The following is a 20377-nucleotide window of genomic DNA, read 5'->3' on the forward strand; positions in this document are numbered from 1 at the left end:
ACGAGGCTTGCCTCGTCTCTTTCCACAATCGCGCCGCTCCGGGCTTGTTGAGGATTCTTAGAACCAATCGCTACGGTATGCCACCCACCAGGCAACGTAGAAGATAGGAATTGTCGCGGCCAGGGCCCACCAGAGCGGTAACAGGAAGTCCGCGGCCAAACCCAGCACTGCCGCGACCATCCTGAAGATCTTGCGCTCCATACCACGGATTGTAGTCTCTGGATTCCAGCGCAGCAGATTACGGGAGGACTAGTCCGCGAAGACTAGGGTGCATACATGGTCGCCGCAATCTTACGGCTGCCGATCGTTCCTGTAATTGTCGCTTGGGCTTGTGGGACGCGGCTGTTCCACGTAATCACCAATTCGCCCGCATCGGTTCCCGTGCCGCCCACGGTGATGTGAGCTATGGAGCCTCCGGGGTAGTCGTAATCCCATTTCATCTCGCCTGAGACATCAACGTCCTGAACCCATTTCATCTTGTCCAATTGAAAGTGTGTGAGGTTGCTTGGGGAATGATAGGTGAACCTCCCCCCATTGAGACCGGCGCCTTTGCCGGTGTAGTTGACCCACCACCGCGCCAACACATCGCCCAGCGTATATGCGGCCGCCGCGGCCACCCGCAAGTCGGCATCCGTGCCTTGGTTCCCCTCGGACGGAATTGCCGCCTCTACCTGCGCTGCCGTCGCAACGAATTTTGGAACGAGATGCACTTCGGCAATGTGGTCGGTACACGATGTATCGCCTGGATCAAGATCGCGCACAAAGCGCTGCGCAATCCCGGAGGCGCAGTTGTCCTCGTCCCCAACGGCCGTGACATGAAAACTATTGGGCACGATGATCTGGCGCCCATTCTCAAACAGCTCTGCGGAGTGCTTAGCTTCTCGAGCTGGCGTCAGCGAGTCGAGGTCGCCGGAAAGAACAAGCACTGGAGCCTTGGTGAATTGCGCGTGCGGAGGCACGGGATGTCCGGGAGGGTACGCAGTCACGATCGGAGCCGGCCACACCAGGCACAAATCGAGCACGCTGGTGTCGAGCGTGACCTTGGCAAATTCGTCAATCGTGAACGGCTCATACAGATTGGGGTGCTTCTGCTTCTCTTCGGCGACGACTTGATCGCGCTGCACCTTGCGCTGCGATACCGGCAAATTCATGTCATATATCTGTGGATAGTCCGAACAACTCACCGAAATGAAAAGCCCCTGGCTGTAGGCAGCCGGAGTCGATCCGCCACCCTGGCTGACGATTCGGTTCTCCGCCAGCAAACGTAGAAGCGGAGCCGAGTTACCATCGTCCAAGTAAGCTCGGGCCGCCGCATCCAGTTCGCGGTACACAACAGAGACGGTCGCGTTTGAAACCGTCAAGTAGTCCAGAGTACTGGCGTTCGCCACTGTCTTTCTCAGCACACCTTCTCCGTCATGCGCGTAGCCCGTGAAGGGATGAGCACGCAACGCGACCGCCAGTTGTTCGATCCGTTGCATGGAAGTGCCGGGCAGCTTGCTGCACGTCGGCGAGCGTTTGCACGCGGCATTGAAGGCGAAGTGTGCGGTCGTGGCAATTTCGGGATACCAAGGCGACTGTCCCACCGGCGGATAGGCGCTGTCGAGAATTACCGATCGCAGCCGTTCCGGATGCCGTCCCGCAAACGTCTGGCTGAAGAACGTTCCGTAAGAGTCCCCGTAAAGATTGATGATCGAAATATCGAGCGCATCAAGTACCGCGGCCAGATCGTCTGCCGCCAGACCGCTTCCATACAGATACGCAGTGTCGCCTAACAGCGCCCCGCACGATCGAATCCCGGCAAATTGCGGATTCGGCTCGCGTTGTGCCAGTGGACAATCCAGCGCCTGCGACTTGCCCGTCCCACGATTATCGACCAGCAAGATATCGCGACGATCATGGAGCGGCGCGAAGAGATCCAGGTAGCCCGCCCGCGATCCAGTCGAGCCATACCCCGGACCGCCTTCCTCCGCCACGATTGGTTCCAGCGGTGATTGTGAAGGGTCGGTGTGCGGATAGAACTCGAATCCGATCCTGATCGTCCCCACTACGGTTCCGCTGGGATCGAGATCCCTCTTGATGGTTCCGCAATACGCCTGAGCGTCGCGGCATGGGCGCAGAGTCAGCGACCCGACCCGCAAGTCCGCGGCGAGACGGGTGGCAACACGAGAAGTTGCGGGCTTCTTACGTGGGACCGGCTTCGACGCAAGGCAGGTAGCGCACAACAGAATCAGAACTGCGGCAGGCAACAGGATGCGCGGCATCAAAAACCTTCCTGGGATCGGAGTCCAGCTCCGGGCGGGGCACTTAGCATACCTCAGTTCTAAAAAGGAATACAGCCCGAATCAGGCTTTGGGCGCGAGTTCTGCCATTACGCTCTGGATCAGCTCTTTTGCATCTGTCAGGCCCTTCATGACCAGTTGGATATCCATGACAGGCTTGCCCGGCCAACGCTGGCTCTGGCAATAGACGCCGTGCTGCCCGATCAACGCCATCGCGTCGGTGACCAGGTCCATCGTAACGGCCAATCTTCCGCGCGGGATACCCATACGGGTCTCGAAGTGTTCCAACTCTTCCTGCTTCTCGTCGAAAACAGTCATCGCAAGATTGTACAATCTTGTTATCACCATTTTGCGTTAGTGTTTGGCGTAGACGGCGGAATGTCGTCCGAGTTGGCGGTGGTCGCGTTGACCGATGCCAGTTACCAAATGCAACCCAGGAGAATGTCATGAAGAAGTTAGCACTTCTCGCTCTTTTGTCGTTCGTCGCTGCAATCTTTGCTCCCGCCTCCATGATGGCTGAGGACAAAACCAAGCGGCCGAGTCCACCAGCCAGCGCGTCCTGCACGTTGGCGGACGGCAAAGTCACCATTGATTATTCCAGCCCGCGCGTTAAGGGCCGCAAGATTTTCGGCGATCTAGTTCCGTACGGAAAGATTTGGCGCACCGGAGCTAATGAAGCGACCACCTTCGTTACGACGACCAACGTGAGCGTTGGTGGGACTGATGTCCCCGCCGGCAGCTATACGATCTTCACCGTCCCCGAGACCGGCAAATGGACTTTGGTGATCAGCAAGACGACCGGCGAATGGGGCACCGATTATTCGGGCGAGGCAAACGATTTCGCGCGCGTGCCGATGACGGTTTCGAAAACCTCCGGACCAGTGGAGAATTTCGCCATCGCCTTCGATCAGGCGGGCAACAAATGCACTCTGCATGCCGACTGGGAAAATACACGAGCCAGTGTGGACATCGTGAAGAAGTAAACTCGTTTGCTTAGCCGGATCGGCAATCATCAGCCTTAACCACCGCGGGTGCGGCGGGATCATCAGGATGCGAGGTTTCGGCCTTACCTTGGTGAGCCTTAGTGTCCTTAGTGGTTAAGGCTTTTGAATTTTTATTCGGCCAGCAGATCGCGGACGACTTCCTGTGCCCGCTCGAAGTCCGGCGAAATCCGACGGCCCGATTCGAACGCGGTCCGCGAGTCCGTGGTCAGGCCACTTTTCTCCAGCGCCTGAGCGAGAAGCAAGTAGCCGACGTCGCTTGGCTCGAGTCCGACCGCTCGCGAATAATCTCTGACCGCCTCATCGAATTGGCCTCGCTTTTCGGCGATTACGCCGAGTCCGACGAAGGCCCGTGCCGCTTCCGGATCCACCTGCAGCCCGGCTTCGTAGCTTTCTTTCGCGCGGTCATAATCCTTCAACAAGCGGTAATCACTCCCCATATTGACGAGCGCATACGCGCGCAATCCTTTGTCGGACGTGAGTCGTAGCACTGCCTGATCTTCCTGCAGAGCGGTCTGGAAATTTTTCTGACGGCGTTCGCATGTACCAAGATTCAAGTGCGCTGCCGCTTCATTCGGCCGGATCTGTAGCGCCGCGCGAAAATGTCCCGCAGCTTCTTCGGTCCGCTCCTGGTTCAGGAAAGTCTCGCCCAGATTGATATGCGCGACGAAGTTATTCTTTGTCACCGCGGCGGCATGCGTCCAGAGCATTTCGCTATCGTGCCAGTATGCGACTTGACGGTATGTAACTGCACCCAGTGCAGCCATGGCAAGTACGGCAAGGACACCGACGCCAACCATGCGCAGTCGGTGATTGTTTGCCCAGTCCGATAGCCCCCAGGTCAGCATGAGAAGCAGTCCGATCATAGGCAGGTACATATAGCGATCGGCAGTAGCCTGCTGTCCGACCTGCACCAGGCCGATCATCGGGACCAGCGCCCCCATGTACCACAGCCAACTGACGACCAGGTAACGCTTCTGCCGGAATCGCAATACGAACAAGGTGACCGCAACCACGAAGATCGTCGCGACCGCGATTTGCCACGCCAGCAACGAATCTCCGGGGTGCGGATACATCGCAGCCAGGCGCATCGGCCACAACATTCGTCCTACGTAGTCGAAGTAAGCGCCGATCGCATTTTCAATCCGGACGGCAGGCGAATATTCAAATGCCGAACGAACCGCGCCGCCCGCCTGTTGTGCACTGATGGTCACGAGCGCGCTGGCCGCCGACAAAGCCAGGAGTGGGATCTTTTCTAGAGCCAGCCAGCCTACAGAGCGTTTCGGATAATCTCCCGCTTCAGCCGTGGTCGAAGCAGATTGCAGTCTCCCCAGAGGCCAATAGTCCCAAAGCAAAAGCAGGAAGGGAAGCGTAATGACTTGCGGTTTCGCCATCAACCCGCAAGCAAACAGGAAAAGCACCCCTTCATAGCGACCGACTCCGGGCTTCAATGCATAACGCTGATATGCCCAGAGAGCGAGCAGCAGGAACATCATGCTCAGCACATTCTTCCGCTCCGCAATCCAAGCGACAGATTCCACGTTGAGGGGATGGAGCGCATAGATCGCAGCGAGAACCAGTGCAGGCCAGGTTCGTTTCGTAGCGTCCACCAGTAACAGGAACAAAAGCACCACGTTGACGCAATGCACCAAAACGCTCACGTAGTGGTGGCCAGCAGGATTCAATTTGAAAATCTGGTAGTCGAGAGCGTGCGAAATCCATGTCAGGGGATGCCAGTTCGCGGCGTCATATGTTGTGAACGCCCAACTCACCGTGCTCGGACGCAGTCCAGCCTGCACATGCCGGTTGGCGGTGACGTATACATCGTCGTCGTAATTCACGAATCCGTTGTGCGTGACGCCGTTGTAAACGGCGAGCGTGCAGGTAACAAGCAGCAGACACAAAATCAGATTGCGCCTCGAACTAGAAGCAAACAGCGTGCTGGCCGATGTGGGCTCAAGTGCCATCAGTGCGCGAGGAGGGTCCCCACACATTTAAGCACGGTCTTGCGAACAGACCGATAACTCTGCGGTTGCATCGAGTTACGACAGTGCAGACGCAACCATCCTGCACCAGCGTTATACTCAATAGCGATGCGACAGATGCTGCGCTTCCTCTGGAACTCGACCCGCGGACACCGGATCGCCCCCTGGCGCAGCCCCTACCTTCTCTGGCGTATCGAGACCTTTACCGGGGTGAAGATGACACAGATCGGTTTCCTGGAATTTTGGGAATTTCTGTGGACCGAGCGTCAAAGCCTATGGCGTTTTCTGAAGTGGACCGGAGAGATGGATCACTACATCCACCCGAAAGCCAAGAGCCTGTAGAGATCGTTAACCCATCACAACATTTACTTCGCTGCCCTTGCCCGCTCCCAGAAGTTGGAACGCGGAGCCTCGGTTGGCGGCCAACTCCAGGTATCCCATGCTTCCCAGGATGCCGAACACTTCTCCCGGCGTTCCGTCGGCATAGCTTGTGCACATGCGGTTGATCTGTCCCTTGAATCCTACCGTGACTTTGAACGCGGGTGTATTCGCTTCGAACAACGCCGGAAGATCCTGCGGAGTGATATTGGTGATCAGGTTTCCGAAGCGATCGACTTTCAGAACCACGCCGCGGAGAGTGCGCTCATCCACCGGCTTCGGCCGAGGTGCATTGAAGCGGACGTAATCTGTGATCTCATCCCCGAAACGATCGGGATCCACGCCCTTCGCCAGGTAGGCTGCAACGGGAGAAAAAATATCCCGCGCGTGAAAGGTATTGCTCCGGGGCTGGAGAAAGTAGTGTTCCGACGTAATGTGGCGGACCGAGAGCCGCTCTTCACGATCGTAGACAAGTGACAGCACTCCATTGTCAGGAGCCACGAACTGGTGCCGGTCGCCGGTGAGCAGGATCGGGCGCCGCGCCGTACCGACTCCCGGGTCCACAATCACCATGTGTACAGTGCCCGAGGGGTAGTAGGAGTACGCCTGCGAAATCGTCAGCGCTCCGTCCAGCACGTCAAAAGCCTGCACAGAGTGGTTGATATCGATGATCTGGGCATCGGGGGCCAGTTCGAGTATGACGCCCTTCATGGCGCCCACGAAATGATCGTTAAGTCCGAAATCGGTGGTCAGAGTAATGATCGAAGTGCGCGCCAATCAGTTTTGCCTCGACGAAATGGAAATCCCTTGTTGTCGAGAGTATCAAGCGACCGCCTGGGAACGTCAAGGTACGTTCGGTTTAGACATTTGTTGAGTGTTGCTGCGTGAATGGCTTCAACGTGCTTGAGAGGGCAATGGAGCGAAACCGCTACTCGTACCGCAGGGCCTCAATCGGGTGCATGCGCGAGGCCTTAAGAGCGGGGAAGAAGCCCGAGATGATGCCGATCATCGACAACAGCACGAACGAAATCATGACCACTACGAATGAGATCCTCAGGAAAATGTCTCCTTCGTGATTGGCTGTCTTGTAGAACTCGCTGTAGAGGGGCATCGGAGGAATCACCCACGCGAGGAAAACCGCAACCAGGATCCCGATGACGCCGCCAAAGAAAGTCAGCACCAGGGCTTCCATCAAAAACTGCACCAGGATGTGACGAGGGCGCGCGCCAATCGCTTTGCGCAGCCCAATCTCGCGAGTGCGTTCCGTGACCGAGACCAGCATGATGTTCATCACGCCGATGCCGCCCACCGCCAGCGTCACCACGCCGATCAGGCCCAGCACCACTTGCAGGCCGATCGAGAAGGCGGTGATGTCCTTCTTGCTGTCGATGGTGTCCCATTCAGGAGCGGCCTTTTCGTCCTTGGGATCGAAGTGATGACGGCGGGCAACCACTTCCCGCACTGCGGCCAGCGCCTTCTTGTTCAGTTCAGCCGCCTGCGGCTGAAAGATAATCATCCCCGGGTCTTTAATGTTTTTCAGATCGCGAAACAGCGGGAATGGAATAAAGCCATTTTCGTTATCCGGACCCATATACATCGAGTCCTGGATCTTGTTGCGCATCACGCCAATCACTTCGAAATCCAGCCCGCCGATGCTGACGTTTTGCCCTACTGCGGGAGCACCTTGAAATGCTTTCTTGGCCGCGTTATAGCCGAGAATGACGACCCGGTGATGCTCCAGGAAATCCGACTCATTGAAGTAGCGTCCATATTCAATGTCGAGCTTGCGCATCTGCCCGTAGGGCAATTCGACGCCCCGCGTGTTCATGGAGACGACTCTGGTGCCGACTTTGTAGCCGAAGTCGCGGTCCACCTCCGCACTCACGGCTCGCACCAGAGGAACTTCGTCGCGGATGGCCTCAATGTCGGCGTACTCGTATTCGACTTTCTTGCCGGCGCGTTGTCCCCCCGCCTGCAGGCTGGTTTGCCCCGGCCATAGGACAATCACGTTGTTTCCCATGTTCATGAACGCATGGAGCACGCTCCCGCCCAACCCCTGGCCGTACGCCAGCAGCAGGACGACCGACGCCAGTCCCCAGACGATCCCCAGCATCGTGAGCACCGACCGCATGCGATTGCGGTTCAGTGCCAGCCAGCCTTGCGAGATGAGTTCTTTGAGGAGCATAAAAACCAGGTCTTAGGTCTCAGGTGCCAGGTGTTAGGAATACCGCTTTGCAGGCCGGCGCGGCATCGAAGTCAGAGAACATCCCGACTTGGACTTTCCTATCACCTGACACCCAAGACCTAACACCTGTTTCTCTCAATCTACGCGGATGTCGCCCGATCCCGTATGAACCGAGACCGTCGGACCGCCATTGAGTACCTTGCCAACTACACTCTTGCGTTCCTGTACGCGGCCTTGCACCGTCGTCGTCACGGGATGGTCGACCACCACCGTACCCGAGTTTGACGAGATGTCGACGTTGAAGCCGACTTCCGAGGGCACGCGCAAATCCACATTGCCCGAGCCGGTGCGGATGTTCCACAGGCTCTTCGGTGTGCCATTACCGCGAATGTCACCGCTGCCGGCTTCCGCGCTGAAGCCGCCATTGACTCCGCTCACTGTAATGTTGCCCGAGCCGGTGCGGATGTCGATATCGCCCGCGCCCACCTCTTCTACCTCGATGTCACCGCTACCCGCCTTGATCCTCGCTGGACCGGAAAGCTGGCGGCCGCGCACATTACCCGAACCGGTTTGAAAACGCAGATCACCGGTCAGCCGGGAAAGTTGCATGTCTCCCGATCCGGCTTCGAGGTCGACGTTGCCCTTGATTCCTTCCACGGTCTGATTGCCGCTGCCACTATGCGTGCGGACCGTGGTGTTCTCCGGAACCGTGATTTCATAGTCGACGGAGACATTGCGCAGGTTCACGTAATCCACCCGAATGCTGTTGCCGTTCTGGCGGAGCGGAGGATTCTTCTCCAGTTCCTGCACATCTTCATTGCGGTTGCGCTCGAGCCACGACGTGCTCAAGTGAATCTTGCCGTGAATTGATACCGTCCCACTCGAACCGCTATGGACCGTGATATCGCCAGACCGTGTCAGCACTTCGAGATCAACTGGTCCGTTGACCTGGAACGAGCGGTCGAAGGTTCCTGCGACCGATGCGAAGCCGGTCAGCACGCTGGCCAGCACGAACAGCATCACGCGAACTACATGAGACTGAATTGAAGATAGGCTATTCATATCGAAGTGACTCCACAGGTGTCATTTCAGCTGCACGTTGTGCCGGATACATCCCGGCGGTAAACGTGATCAGAGAAAGAGTGAGTACGGATGCAACCACAGAAATTAACGAGACGATCGGATGCGGAACAAAATCGGGCAACGGAACCAATGCGGCCAGCGTGCAAATACCGACCCCGACAATCAGTCCCAGGCCGCCACTGACGAGCGTGAGCATCGCCGATTCCGCAAAAAATTGACGCAGAATATCGCGCCGCGTGGCGCCCATCGCCTTGCGAACACCGATCTCCCGTGTCCGCTCCGTTACCGAAACCAGCATGATATTCATGACACCGATTCCGCCCAGACACAAAGTGACGATGGCCACGCAGCCGAAAAACAGGGTGACGAAATCAAAGATACGCGCCAGTATTTTCGCTCCGTCCATCGTGTCCCAAATGAACAGCGCGTCTTTGTCCGAAGCCTCGAAATGATGCACGCGGCCCAGCGTTCGCCGCACCTGCAATACCGCATCATCGTGCGCTTCCGGATCGCCTACCTGGAACACGATGTCATCGAGATAGCCCCGCACAATGCCCTTTTTCTGCGGGGGAGGGAAGTCGCGCGCGACCGCTGAATAGGGTGCGTACAAATAATCGTTGTCCGGCCCGCTGTAGTTGGCGTTCTGAGTTTTCTTCTGCAGAACTCCCACCACCGCGTAGGGGACGCCCTTGATGGTCAGCATCGAACCGACTGCCGGCTGTCCGGGGAAAAGCTGCTGTTGTGCCGCCGACCCAAGCACGACCACGCGCCTTGCCTCGCGTTCATCTTCATCGGAAATCAAACGGCCCGATTCCAGCATCAACGATCGAAATTCCTGATACGCCGGCCACATGCCCACTACTTCGCGGTTGGCGGAATTGAATGCGCTAACTTCCGGAATGCCTCGCCGCAATTCCGGACTGACATTCTTGATCTGATAGCACTCATCCCGGATCAGCCGCGCATCGTCGATCGTGAGTGAGACCTCGCGCCCGGCAGCCAATCCGCCCGCCTGCGCGCTGGTGCGCCCGCCCCAGACAATCACGAGGTCCTTGCCCAGCGTTTCCATGTGTTTCTTTTGATCAACCGTGAAGCCCCGTCCCAGGCCCACCAGAAGGATCACTGAAGCGATGCCCCAGATGATTCCAAACATGGTGAGGACGGTGCGCAGCTTGTGCGCCCGGAAGGTGTTCAACGCCTGACGAAATATCTCGGAGAAGGTCATGGGAACCCGGTCTCAGAAACCAGGTCTCAGGTGTCAGGCCTCAGGAACCCAGGGGCTGGTACGTACGATTTTGCTTTCCTGAGACCCGAGACCTAAGACCTGTGACCTGCTCTTCTACTGCAGTACGACTTGATCGCCTTCCTTCAACCCGTTCAGCAACTCCGTCTTCGCTCCGTTGGAGATGCCGATATTCACTGCGAGCTTCTTCTTGCCTTCTTTGCCTTTCGGATCGGGAACTTCGACCGACGCCTTCTTGTCTTTGTCGTAAATGATGGAGCCTTCCGGAATCTGCAGCACGCCCTTGTGCTCTTCCAGGATGATCTCCGCGTTGGCCGTCATGTTGGCCTTGAGTACGCCCTCGGGATTGTTGATCGAGACGCGTACTTCAAACGTAGTGACGTTATCTTTCTCGACGCCCATGGGAGAGATCTTGTTTACCTTGCCCGTGAAAGTCTTGTCCTTGTAGGACTCAACCTTGATGCGTGCGGGCTGTCCCATGTAGACCTTGCCGATGTCGCTCTCGTCGACTTTACCCTTCACGTAGACTTCGCTGGTATCGCCCAGCGTCATCACCAGCGTGGCGGACGATCCCAATACGAGGATCGAACTGACGGCGTCGCCCACTTCCACATCGCGCGACAGGATAATTCCGTCAATCGGAGAAGTGATGGTCGTGTAGCCGAGCTGCTCTTCCAACTGCTTCAGGTTAGCGCGATCCTGCGCAACCTGCGCTTGCGCCTGCCCGATCTTTGCCTGCAAAACCTGCAATTGCGCCTTCGAGACATTCTGCTTGTTCAAGGACATCTCGTAGTTCTTCTGCGCATCGTCCAACGCGGAAACCGACACGACGCCTTCCTTCGCCATACCCTTGGCGCGATCATAGGCGCGCTTGAGCAGCGGGACATCCGGCCCCTCCGCATCCACCTTGGCGCGTTCCAGGTCGGCGCGAGTTCCGTTCATGCTGGCTGTCGAAGCTTCCAGCTGGGCGCGCGCCTGGTCCACCCGGGCGTAGATCTCTTCTTTGTCGAGTTCGGCCAGGAGTTGGCCTTTCTTGACCTTATCCCCGTATTCGACGTAGAGCTTTTTCACGATGCCGCTGGCTTTGGATTTGATCTCAACCTTCGTGATCGGTTCGACCTTGCCGGTCGCCACGACGCTCTTGGCCAGATCGCCTTTTTCCACCTTTGCGAGCTTGGATGGATCGATCTTGGTTCCGCCACTGGTCGCGGCGTACACTCCGCCAACGATCACCAGAAGCACAATGGCCGCGATGGAGCCGTAGATAATCCGCTTACGCCGCTTCGACTTTTTGCCGTTTCCGTTACCGTTCACAAACTGCCTCCTACCTGGAATTCCAACAGGGAACTGCGCTTCATCTTGTATTACGAGGTGCGTGGTTAAATAGTTCCTTGGAAATCGACCAAAAGAAGCCGTGCAGTCCCAAAGAGTTAGACATGCTTCCGGACAAAAGGAAAGCCAACAAGAGCAGGTGTCGGGTGTTAGGTCTCAGGCCTCAGGCCTCAGGTTCCGTGACCCGCCGCGTCCCCAGGACCGAGGCTGCAGAAAGAGCGTCCAGTCGTTCCGGGGGCCTAGGACCTGACACCTAAGACCTAAGACCCGCTTTTTGTTAGTATTGACTCTCCATGATTGCGTATGTGCTGCTGCGGGTGTTTCTGATCCTGCTCCTGGTGGCAGCCAATGCCTTCTTCGCAGCGGCCGAGTTTGCTCTGGTCAGCGTCCGCGAAACCAGAATCCAGCAGTTGATCGAAGCCGGACGTATCGGCGCGCGCACCGTCCTCAAGCTCCATCAACAGCTTCAACGGGTCGTGAATGGGGTCCAGCTAGGCGTTACGGTTTGCAGTCTGGCACTCGGCTGGGTCGGCGAACCCGTACTGGCCCGCATGTTCGAAGGCCTGGTTGGATACATACCCTACGCCTCACTCTATGCGCACGCCTGCGCCGTTGCCGTAGCCTTCATCCTGATCACCGGATTGCACGTGATCCTGGGCGAACTGGTTCCAAAATCTCTCGCGTTGCAACGCGCCGAACGCGTGGCGTTGGCCGTAGCCGCGCCGATGGATGTCTTCCTCACGCTCACGGGCCCGCTCACGGGCGTCATGACCCGGATCGCAAGCCTGGTCTTGCGCACTTTCGGAACGCGCGACATTCGCCATGGATCCGTCCACTCGCCCGACGAGCTCAGACTCATCGTCACCGCGGCGCGCACCTCAGGCCAGCTTTCCTCCGGACAGGAAGAGATGTTGCTCAACGCCCTCGAACTCGACAACATTACTGCCCGCCAAGTGATGGTTCCGAGGCCACGAATTTTTTCTCTCCCCGCCGACCTCAATCTCGACGACGCTCTGTCCCGCGTGGTCGAAGAGCAGCACTCCCGCATTCCTGTTTACGATCCCCAACGAGGCCCGGAACACATTGTCGGAGTGCTGTATGCCAAAGACGTCATGCGCTGGACGCGCTTTCGCTTGACCCTCAGTTCAAGTCCTGCCTCCGCCATGCGCATCGCGTCCATGAAAATCGGCCAGATCATGCACGACGTGCTGGTCGTCCCCGAAACGAAATCGCTGCTGGAGTTGCTCGGAGAATTCCAACAGCGAAAGCGTCACCTCGCCGTTGTTGTCGACGAATTCGGTTCCACCGCCGGAGTGATTACGGTCGAAGACGTGCTCGAACAACTAGTGGGCGAACTCGAAGACGAATTTGACGTGGCCGCCACCCAACCGGCCGTCACCGACGCGAACGCTCCGCTCTCGCTCGACGGCGCCATCAACATCCGTGATCTCGAAGCGCAATACGAGTTACCTCTTCCCCAGAATGAAGGTTTTGAAACCCTGGCCGGATTCATGCTCTCGCGCCTGCAGAGAATCCCTAAAGAAGCCGACACCTTCGAATTCGAAGGTCGTAGATTTGCCGTAGAGAAAATGGAAGGGAATCGCATCGCCACCGTGAGAATCGAGCCGATTCCGGCGACCGCGAAACAGTTGGCGGGAGACTAGGACGCAAGGGCCCGGCTTCAGAAGTGCCACAAGCCGGCCAAGTAATTCTGCTTCAGCCGCTGCAGTCGGGTACACTAACGCGAAAACGTTTCGAATGCCCCGTCAACTTCTCTCTCGCCTGCTCTACACGCTGCCCGTGATCTGGCTGGTCGTATCCACCGTCTTTCTCCTCATACACTTTGTCCCCGGAGACCCCATCCAACAAATGCTAGGAGAAGGCGCCGCCGCTGGCGACATCCAAGCCGCCAGACACGCTTATGGCTTAGACGTGCCACTCGGCCAGCAATACGTGAACTACTGGAAGGGGGTACTCCACGGGGATCTGGGAAAATCCCTGCGCTTTAACCAGGGTGTGACATCGCTGATCGCCAAACGGTATCCATTCACGTTGCAACTCACGCTGGCGTCGCTCTTCGTCGCAATCGTGCTGGCGATTCCTGCTGGAGTCCGCTCCGCCCGCCGCCGCAATCGCTGGGATGACCGCGTATTAAGCGTAGTCAGCCTCTTCGGACTATCCTTTCCCAACTTCGCTCTCGGCCCAGTGCTGATTTTATTTTTTGCAATTAAACTCGGATGGCTCCCCGTCTCCGGCTCCGGCACTTTCGCAAATCTCGTTCTGCCTTCGATCACGATGGGCAGCGCGCTCGCGGCGATTCTGACCCGCATGGTGCGCACTTCGATGCTGGAAGAATTGGGTCAGGACTACATCCGCACCGCCCGCGCGAAAGGTTTGCCGGAAGACACAGTCGTTTATCGGCACGCGTTGCGCAATGCGATGATTCCGATCTTGACTGTGCTGGGATTGCAGTTCGGAGCGTTGCTGGCGGGCGCCATTGTCACCGAAACAATTTTCTCCTGGCCGGGAATTGGGAGGCTGACGATCCAGGCGATTGCCAATCGCGACTACTACCTCGTGCAGGGATGCATCCTGGCGATCGGTTTGACGTATGTCGCGGTGAACCTGCTGACTGATGTGCTGTATTCGGCGGTGAATCCGAGGATACGGCAGTAACGGAAACGCGATTGTCCTAAAGCCTTAGACTGGTTTCATGCCGGATCGGGGAGGGCACGGCTTCAGCCGTGCCGCCCAGAGCGAAAGAATCCGGCTTTAGCCGCTGAGGGCAGGACTTCGGTATAAGAATCACTCAAGCCAGCTCGATCATCGCTCGCTGACCCACCAACGCCGCTGCTCGCGTGATATCGCGTTTCGGATCTATGGCGATCAGGAGAGTCCGCCAAATGCACCAAACTGGTGTATAATGATGCCATGCCAGCAACCAAGCATGTCCGACGCAGTGTCTCGCTTCCCGCTCCCGTTGCCAAACAAGTCGACCGTCTGGCCAAGAGTCAGCGCCTTAGCGATAACAGAGTCTTGGTGGAACTCATTGAACTGGGTATCGAAGCGCGGAAACAGAAAGAGAAGGCGTTCTTTGAACTTGCCGAACGTTTTCGCTCCGCCGCCGATCCCGATCAGGCAAAGCAACTGGGCGACGAGTTGGGTCGTCTGGTTTTCGGTGAGTGAATGCCGCAGATTGAGATTTGGCCGCGAATCCCCGCTGCTATTCGCGATCATTTGGTCGAGCGCATGCGCGATCGTAACATCAGCCTCGACGACCTCAGCCAGTTGAGGACATGGCTGGAAACGAGGCCGGACGTCCCAAGCGGGTCGTGGTTCAAAGACTTCGGTTCATTCAAACTGTGCGGTGAAGGTAAGTATCCCAAGACTTTTCTTCTCGCCGGACAGATAGCAACTGGCGAAAAACTATAGAATTCAGTTGTTATAGATTTCAAGCCCGATCCATATTTCCAATAGCTAGTGTCGACCGCTGCCATCTCGCTGCCCCGCCTCGCTCGCCACAACCCGCTGGCGACCGTGGGAGTGGTGTTCGTCACAATCTTCCTGCTCTGCGCCTTGCTCGCCCCGTGGATTGCTCCCCAGGATCCCGCCCACATCGATCTCCCGAACCGTTTGCAGACGCCCTCATCGCAGCATCTCGCCGGCACGGACGAACTCGGACGGGACATTCTTTCGCGCCTGATCTGGGGCGCGCGCATCTCGATGTTTGTCGGCAGCAGTGTCGTCGCGTGCTCGCTTTTTCTAGGGCTCATCATCGGTAGCCTCGCGGGCTACTACGGCGGGCGCATCGACCGCTTCGTAAACATTGTCCTGATGAACGCGTTCCTTTCGTTCCCCGGAATCCTGATCGCAATTGCCTTCGTCGCTTTCCGTGGTCCCGGTATCTTGAATCTTGTGCTTGCACTTTCGCTAGGAGGATGGGTCGGCTACGCGCGCCTGGTCCGCGCGCAAGTGCTCGCCGTACGGGAGCGTGAGTTTGTGGAAGCAGCCCGCGCACTCGGTGCGAGCGACTTGCGAATCATCGCGAGGCACATTCTTCCCAACATCATTCAGCCCGTGATTGTGCAAGCCGCGATCGGAATGGCCGGGGCCATCCTCGCCGAAGCAACGATGAGTTTTCTCGGCCTTGGAGTTCCTCCGCCGACTGCCAGTTGGGGATCGATGCTCAACGATGCCCGCTCCCATCTCTTCGATACACCACATCTTGTTTTGTTTCCTGCTGGCACTGTGATGATGGCTGTCCTGGCGTTTAACTTCATCGGCGACGCCCTCCGTGACGTGCTCGACCCCAGATCCCGCATCGAAGCCGGTCTCTAAATGCAATTCCACGGCTCTTCTTTAAGAACTGTCATCCCGAACGAAGTGAGGGATCTGCAGTACTCCTCACAGGGGCGTAATACGTTTTGACTTCCAGCCCTGCTTACGTACAATCCCGCCTGCCGTCTATATAACCTCTGTGCCGAGGCCTACCATGTCCCTGCGACGAATCTGCGTACTGCTCTTTGCGATGTTGACTCCAGCCGCTGTGCTTTGGGCGCAATCGCAGCCCGCGATGTCCGCGGCTCCGCCCGTCATGCATGGCGCTTCGAACGCTCCAGCCTTCGACGTGAAAGCCGCCACCGACGCCTATCTCGCCACCGTGCCACCCGACAAGAAGGCTCGTTCCGACGCGTACTTCGAAGGGGGTTACTGGCTGCAGCTCTGGGATTTTCTGGTGTCGGCCGTAATTGCCATCTTCCTGCTGCAGACTCGATTCTCAGTCCGCATGCGCGATTGGGCTGGTCGGATTTCCTCCTGGCGCGGAATTCGCGACTTGATCTACTTCATCTTGTTCCTGGTGATCACCAGCGTGCTTCAGTTTCCACTCACCGTTTATGAAGGCTACGTCCGCGAGCATAAGTACGGACTCGCCACCCAGACGTTTGGCCCGTGGATGAGCGACCAACTCAAAGGACTGGCCGTGGGTGCGGTGCTGGGTGGCATTGCGGTGATGCTGCTATATGCAATCGTGCGCTGGCTGGGCAAGAACTGGTGGGTGTGGGGTGCGCTGGTCAGCGTAATCCTGCTTGCAATCACCGGATTGGTCGCCCCCGTGTACATTGCGCCTTTGTTCAATACTTTCAAAACGCTGCAGGATGCGAAGATCAAGGATCCGATCCTGAGTCTGGCGCGCGCCAACGGCATTCCCGCCTCCGAAGTGTATGAAGAGGACGCTTCCAAGCAGTCCACGCGTGTCAGCGCCTACGTCAGCGGATTTCTCGGCACGGAGCGCATCGTGCTCAACGACAATCTCCTCAATCGATGCTCGCCCGAGGAGATTCAATCGGTCATGGGCCACGAGATGGGCCATTATGTTCTCAATCACACGTACAAGAGTCTCTTGTTCTTCGGAATCGTATTTGTAGTCGGCTTCGCATTTCTGGACCGCGCCATGCGATGGTCACTGGCGCGCTGGGGAGATCGCTGGGGCGCGCATGACATAACCGACGTGGCCGCGTTGCCTTTAGCCTTACTGTTGTTGTCGATCTTCTTTTTCGTGCTCACTCCGATCACGAACAGTTGGACTCGATCGCAGGAATATGAAGCCGACATATTCGGAATCAACGCCGCCCGCCAGCCCGACGGCGAAGCACTGGTCGATCTGAAACTCGGCGACTATCGCAAGCTCGATCCATCGCCGCTGGAAGAAGCAATTTTCTTCGACCATCCCAGCGGCCGCACTCGCATCACCGCTGCCATGCGGTGGAAAGCCGAAAATATGGCGGTGCTGCCTCCGGGTACAAAAGCGGGCGGTCCTCAGTAAGCGGATCTTACAGACGTTCCCACTAGCCTCGCTAGTTGCGGCGAAGAAGGCATCCGCAACTCTCTGATCGCAAACTGCTTATCTCGAGCGGTGTGGCGGGTCTTTGTGCTCGATAACATTTCTCATCTTGGCTCGTCCAATCTTTGACCACCACCCGGGAACTTATCCCCCATGAGTTGCGTATGAATGTGCATATGGAGCTACGATACCAAGTCGAAACCCAGCATGACGTCGCTGTCGTGCACTGCTCGGGCCGCCTGGTACGAGGCAAAGCCCTCGACGAATTTCGTCGCACAATCGAAGCGCTCCACCATCTCCGTGTGCTTGTCGTCGATCTGTCAGAGATCGATCAGCTCGATGCTGGAGGTCTGGGCGCATTGCTACTGCTGCGGAATTGGGCGCGCGTGAATTCGGTTCAGATGAAGCTCGTGAATCCTTCTGCGTTTCTGTTGCGAGTGTTGCAGTCCACGAAACTTACGTCTGTCTTTGAGATTTCCTCCCTGGAAGAGGCGCTCTGCATCTTGCAGACGCCGGGAGCGCGGCCGCATTACGCGGCTGCTTGAGGCTGGGTGGGCGCGATGCTTTATAATTCGCGCCCATGAAGCCTAAGAGACTGGACGGCCCTCCCCCGACGCCCGTCGACGCTCTCGTTTATCCCCGATTCTCCGGCATCTCAACATTCATGCGCCTGCCGCACATTCCTCGCGCGCAGGAACTTGATATCGCGCTGGTCGGAATTCCTTTCGACAATGGCGCCACCTACCGTTCCGGAACGCGCTTCGGCCCGCGCAATGTAAGAGCGCAGAGCGCCATGATCCGTCCCTGGAATCCCGTTCTCAACCTCGACCCATTTTCCAAGTGGCGCATTGCAGATTATGGCGATCTATCCATCAATCCTCTTTCTCTCGATGACACATTTGGTCGAATTACAAAGCAGCTGACTGATGTTCTCAATGCCGATGCCCGGACACTGTGTGTCGGCGGGGACCATTCCATCCTTCTCCCCATTCTGCGCTCGATCAAGGAGAAGTTCGGTCCCGTAGCACTGATCCAATTCGATGCGCACAACGATACCTGGGGAGGCTACTTCGGTAGTCCGCATTCGCACGGCACGCCCGTGCGCCGCGCAGTTGAAGAAGGACTGCTCCTTCCTGGTTATGTTCTGCAAGTTGGATTACGAGGGCAGGTTTACTCGAAACACGACTTCGACTTTGGCAGGAAGCATAAGTTCAGTGTCGTCACTTCCGAAGAGTTTCATCGCGATGGACTCGCGCCAGTAAAGAAAATTCTTAGGCGGTTTCATGGCAAGCCGGTTTACTTCACCCTGGATATTGATGTCGTTGACCCAGCGTTTGCTCCCGGAACTGGCACTCCGCAAGTAGGGGGGCTGTCGAGCTTTCAGGTTCTGGAACTGGTACGCGCTCTCGAAGGTCAAAAGATAGTCGGCGCCGACTTGGTCGAAGTCTCTCCTCCTTACGACAACGGAGAGATCACATCGTTGCTGGCCGCGAATCTTTTGTATGAAATGCTGTGTTTGTTTTGATGAAATCGGAGGCGGAAGTTGAGATTGCAAATCGGCTTCGAGCTTCGGGCGGCGAGCCGCGAGCGAACAGTTCCCTCGAAGCTCGCGGCTCGTAGCTCGCAGCGAAGTAACTCATGACAACCCTGGCCCGCAAACTGCGCATCACCGACTACTTCTCCCTCGGTTGGGGGACGATGGTCGGAGTCGGTTGGCTCGTCGTAATGGACGACTGGCTCATGCGCGGCGGTTCGCTGGGCGGAATCCTGGGTTTTGCAATTGGCGGGATCCTGCTGCTGCCAATTGGCTACGTGTACGGCAAATTAGTCATGGCCATGCCGGACGCATCCGGCGAAGTCGCCTACACTGCTGAGGTTTTCCCGCAGTCCGTTAGTTTTTTTACCGGATGGATGATGCTGCTGGCCTATTTCATCGTCTGCCCATGGGAAGCCGTTGCCGTCGGACGCATCGCTGCTTACATTGTTCCCGCGCTCGATTCAATCGAACTCTATCGTGTCGCCGGAAAGCCGGTCTACTTGCCGCATCTGGCCATCGGGCTGTGCCTTACTGGCCTGCTCACATTGCTGAACTATCGCGGCGTCCGCTTGAGCGCCACTTTTCAAAACTGGACAACCTTCGGCACGCTTGCATTGTTTGTCATTTTCGTTGGCATCGGCGTGACGCACGGTTCAACCGCCAATTTCTCTCCGCTCTTCACGCATACTCCATTTATTTCGATCCTGCTCGTCCTGCAGATCGTCCCTTACTACATGACGGGATACGAGTCGGTGACGAAAGCTGCGGAAGAATCGAATCCCGCATTCCGCTCGGAAGGTTTCCTGCGCGCAATCTGGGCGGCGACCATTGTGGGCTTCGTGTTCTACATCATCGTTATCGCGGCTGTTGGATTTGTTGCGCCGTGGCAAAAGCTAATCGGCACGCCCTTCATGACTGCGGTTGCCTTCGAGCACGCGCTCGGTTCGCGCTGGATTGTCAGCATCATCCTCTCCGCAGCACTGCTTTCACTCTTCAAAGTCTTCAACGGAAACTTCGTTGCCGCCAGCCGTCTGTTATTTGCGATGGGAAGGCGCGGGCTGGTCGATGGCCGGCTCGCTACGGTACATCCAACGAATCAAACGCCCGCCACTGCGATCCTCTGGGTGGGTGCCGCTACGAGTGCATGCATGTTCTTAGGAAGCGCGATCCTGGTTCCTGTCTCTGATGTCGGTTCTCTCGCGTCCGCCATTGGATGGTGTGCAGCCTGCGCCGCTTACCTCTGCATGAAGCCGCCCGCGCGTGAGCGAGCGATTGCGTTGCTGGGAGCACTGGTGAGTATCGCGATGGTGCTAATGAAAGTGCTTCCGTATGTCCCTGGGAATTTTTCGCGATGGGAATGGTTGGCACTGGTACTGTGGCTCGTAACCGGAATCCTGATCGGCCACCCAAGAGGCTCAGAAGAAAATCGGCAGTCCCGATGAGAATCATCCGTAATGAATTGTCATCCTGAGCGAAGCGAAGGACCTGCTTGTACCCTGACACCTAAGACCT

Annotated in this window: 19 protein-coding genes; 11 read left to right on the top strand and 8 right to left on the bottom strand. The window is 57.3% G+C overall.

Annotated elements, in window-relative coordinates:
- Positions 1–263: 263 nt before the first annotated feature.
- Positions 264–2261: an alpha/beta fold hydrolase gene (locus HY010_05565; GenBank protein ID MBI3475178.1), complete on the bottom strand. Its 1998-nt coding sequence runs from the start codon at positions 2259–2261 to the stop codon at positions 264–266.
- A gap of 81 nt (positions 2262–2342) precedes the next feature.
- Complete coding sequence (locus HY010_05570) at positions 2343–2597, bottom strand: hypothetical protein (protein ID MBI3475179.1); 255 nt, start codon at positions 2595–2597, stop codon at positions 2343–2345.
- A gap of 128 nt (positions 2598–2725) precedes the next feature.
- Between HY010_05570 and HY010_05575 the strand changes: the two genes are divergently transcribed.
- Positions 2726–3262 carry a DUF2911 domain-containing protein gene (locus HY010_05575; protein ID MBI3475180.1) on the top strand — a complete coding sequence of 179 codons (537 nt, stop codon included), beginning with the start codon at positions 2726–2728 and terminating at the stop codon, positions 3260–3262.
- Positions 3263–3393: 131 nt separating this feature from the next.
- On the opposite strand, the gene HY010_05580 is transcribed toward HY010_05575, so the two are convergent.
- Positions 3394–5184 carry a tetratricopeptide repeat protein gene (locus tag HY010_05580; GenBank protein MBI3475181.1) on the bottom strand — a complete coding sequence of 597 codons (1791 nt, stop codon included), beginning with the start codon at positions 5182–5184 and terminating at the stop codon, positions 3394–3396.
- Positions 5185–5373: 189 nt separating this feature from the next.
- On the opposite strand from HY010_05580, the gene HY010_05585 reads away from it, so the two are divergent.
- The gene (locus HY010_05585; GenBank protein ID MBI3475182.1) at positions 5374–5607 is read left to right on the top strand and encodes a hypothetical protein; all 234 of its coding nucleotides are present in this window, start codon (positions 5374–5376) and stop codon (positions 5605–5607) included.
- Positions 5608–5613: 6 nt separating this feature from the next.
- On the opposite strand, the gene HY010_05590 is transcribed toward HY010_05585, so the two are convergent.
- The 5 genes from HY010_05590 to HY010_05610 all read right to left on the bottom strand — a co-directional run bounded on the left by HY010_05590 (position 5614) and on the right by HY010_05610 (position 11423).
- The gene (locus HY010_05590; protein MBI3475183.1) at positions 5614–6420 is read right to left on the bottom strand and encodes an SAM-dependent chlorinase/fluorinase; all 807 of its coding nucleotides are present in this window, start codon (positions 6418–6420) and stop codon (positions 5614–5616) included.
- A gap of 151 nt (positions 6421–6571) precedes the next feature.
- Entirely contained in the window at positions 6572–7828 is a 1257-nt protein-coding gene (locus HY010_05595) for an ABC transporter permease (GenBank protein MBI3475184.1), read from the bottom strand.
- Positions 7829–7963: 135 nt separating this feature from the next.
- Entirely contained in the window at positions 7964–8890 is a 927-nt protein-coding gene (locus HY010_05600; protein ID MBI3475185.1) for a DUF4097 family beta strand repeat protein, read from the bottom strand.
- On the bottom strand, positions 8883–10136 hold the full coding sequence (locus tag HY010_05605; protein ID MBI3475186.1) for an ABC transporter permease: 1254 nt from the start codon (positions 10134–10136) through the stop codon (positions 8883–8885). Before HY010_05605 ends, HY010_05600 begins: the two co-directional genes overlap by 8 nt.
- 114 nt (positions 10137–10250) lie before the next feature.
- Positions 10251–11423 carry an efflux RND transporter periplasmic adaptor subunit gene (locus HY010_05610; GenBank protein ID MBI3475187.1) on the bottom strand — a complete coding sequence of 391 codons (1173 nt, stop codon included), beginning with the start codon at positions 11421–11423 and terminating at the stop codon, positions 10251–10253.
- 356 nt (positions 11424–11779) lie between these two features.
- On the opposite strand from HY010_05610, the gene HY010_05615 reads away from it, so the two are divergent.
- The 9 genes from HY010_05615 (at position 11780) to HY010_05655 (ending at position 20307) form a co-directional block, all read left to right on the top strand.
- Positions 11780–13150: an HlyC/CorC family transporter gene (locus HY010_05615; protein ID MBI3475188.1), complete on the top strand. Its 1371-nt coding sequence runs from the start codon at positions 11780–11782 to the stop codon at positions 13148–13150.
- A gap of 94 nt (positions 13151–13244) precedes the next feature.
- Complete coding sequence (locus HY010_05620; GenBank protein ID MBI3475189.1) at positions 13245–14162, top strand: ABC transporter permease; 918 nt, start codon at positions 13245–13247, stop codon at positions 14160–14162.
- A gap of 255 nt (positions 14163–14417) precedes the next feature.
- Positions 14418–14672, top strand: a complete 255-nt coding sequence (locus HY010_05625; GenBank protein MBI3475190.1) for a hypothetical protein — start codon at positions 14418–14420, stop codon at positions 14670–14672.
- Entirely contained in the window at positions 14673–14918 is a 246-nt protein-coding gene (locus HY010_05630) for a hypothetical protein (protein MBI3475191.1), read from the top strand. It begins immediately after the preceding gene.
- A 48-nt stretch (positions 14919–14966) separates the two neighbouring features.
- Positions 14967–15824: an ABC transporter permease gene (locus HY010_05635; protein MBI3475192.1), complete on the top strand. Its 858-nt coding sequence runs from the start codon at positions 14967–14969 to the stop codon at positions 15822–15824.
- Between the two features lie 154 nt (positions 15825–15978).
- Positions 15979–17310 (top strand): M48 family metallopeptidase, encoded by a 1332-nt coding sequence (locus tag HY010_05640; protein MBI3475193.1) that lies wholly within the window; start codon positions 15979–15981, stop codon positions 17308–17310.
- A 194-nt stretch (positions 17311–17504) separates the two neighbouring features.
- Entirely contained in the window at positions 17505–17873 is a 369-nt protein-coding gene (locus HY010_05645) for an STAS domain-containing protein (protein ID MBI3475194.1), read from the top strand.
- A gap of 35 nt (positions 17874–17908) precedes the next feature.
- Positions 17909–18853 (top strand): agmatinase, encoded by a 945-nt coding sequence (speB, locus tag HY010_05650; protein ID MBI3475195.1) that lies wholly within the window; start codon positions 17909–17911, stop codon positions 18851–18853.
- Between the two features lie 113 nt (positions 18854–18966).
- The gene (locus tag HY010_05655) at positions 18967–20307 is read left to right on the top strand and encodes an APC family permease (protein ID MBI3475196.1); all 1341 of its coding nucleotides are present in this window, start codon (positions 18967–18969) and stop codon (positions 20305–20307) included.
- The last annotated feature ends 70 nt before the right edge of the window (positions 20308–20377 follow it).

It is taken from the genome of Acidobacteriota bacterium (assembly GCA_016196065.1).
GTDB lineage: Bacteria > Acidobacteriota > Terriglobia > Terriglobales > Acidobacteriaceae > Acidiflorens.

Coding starts and splice junctions, on each gene's coding strand:
- HY010_05615 (MBI3475188.1), top strand. CDS start 11,780: ATGATTGCGTATGTGCTGCTGCGGGTGTTTCTGATCCTGCTCCTGGTG.
- HY010_05645 (MBI3475194.1), top strand. CDS start 17,505: ATGGAGCTACGATACCAAGTCGAAACCCAGCATGACGTCGCTGTCGTG.
- speB (MBI3475195.1), top strand. CDS start 17,909: ATGAAGCCTAAGAGACTGGACGGCCCTCCCCCGACGCCCGTCGACGCT.
- HY010_05655 (MBI3475196.1), top strand. CDS start 18,967: ATGACAACCCTGGCCCGCAAACTGCGCATCACCGACTACTTCTCCCTC.
- HY010_05640 (MBI3475193.1), top strand. CDS start 15,979: ATGTCCCTGCGACGAATCTGCGTACTGCTCTTTGCGATGTTGACTCCA.
- HY010_05570 (MBI3475179.1), bottom strand. CDS start 2,597: ATGACTGTTTTCGACGAGAAGCAGGAAGAGTTGGAACACTTCGAGACC.
- HY010_05625 (MBI3475190.1), top strand. CDS start 14,418: ATGCCAGCAACCAAGCATGTCCGACGCAGTGTCTCGCTTCCCGCTCCC.
- HY010_05620 (MBI3475189.1), top strand. CDS start 13,245: ATGCCCCGTCAACTTCTCTCTCGCCTGCTCTACACGCTGCCCGTGATC.
- HY010_05575 (MBI3475180.1), top strand. CDS start 2,726: ATGAAGAAGTTAGCACTTCTCGCTCTTTTGTCGTTCGTCGCTGCAATC.
- HY010_05565 (MBI3475178.1), bottom strand. CDS start 2,261: ATGCCGCGCATCCTGTTGCCTGCCGCAGTTCTGATTCTGTTGTGCGCT.
- HY010_05595 (MBI3475184.1), bottom strand. CDS start 7,828: ATGCTCCTCAAAGAACTCATCTCGCAAGGCTGGCTGGCACTGAACCGC.
- HY010_05630 (MBI3475191.1), top strand. CDS start 14,673: ATGCCGCAGATTGAGATTTGGCCGCGAATCCCCGCTGCTATTCGCGAT.
- HY010_05585 (MBI3475182.1), top strand. CDS start 5,374: ATGCGACAGATGCTGCGCTTCCTCTGGAACTCGACCCGCGGACACCGG.
- HY010_05605 (MBI3475186.1), bottom strand. CDS start 10,136: ATGACCTTCTCCGAGATATTTCGTCAGGCGTTGAACACCTTCCGGGCG.
- HY010_05600 (MBI3475185.1), bottom strand. CDS start 8,890: ATGAATAGCCTATCTTCAATTCAGTCTCATGTAGTTCGCGTGATGCTG.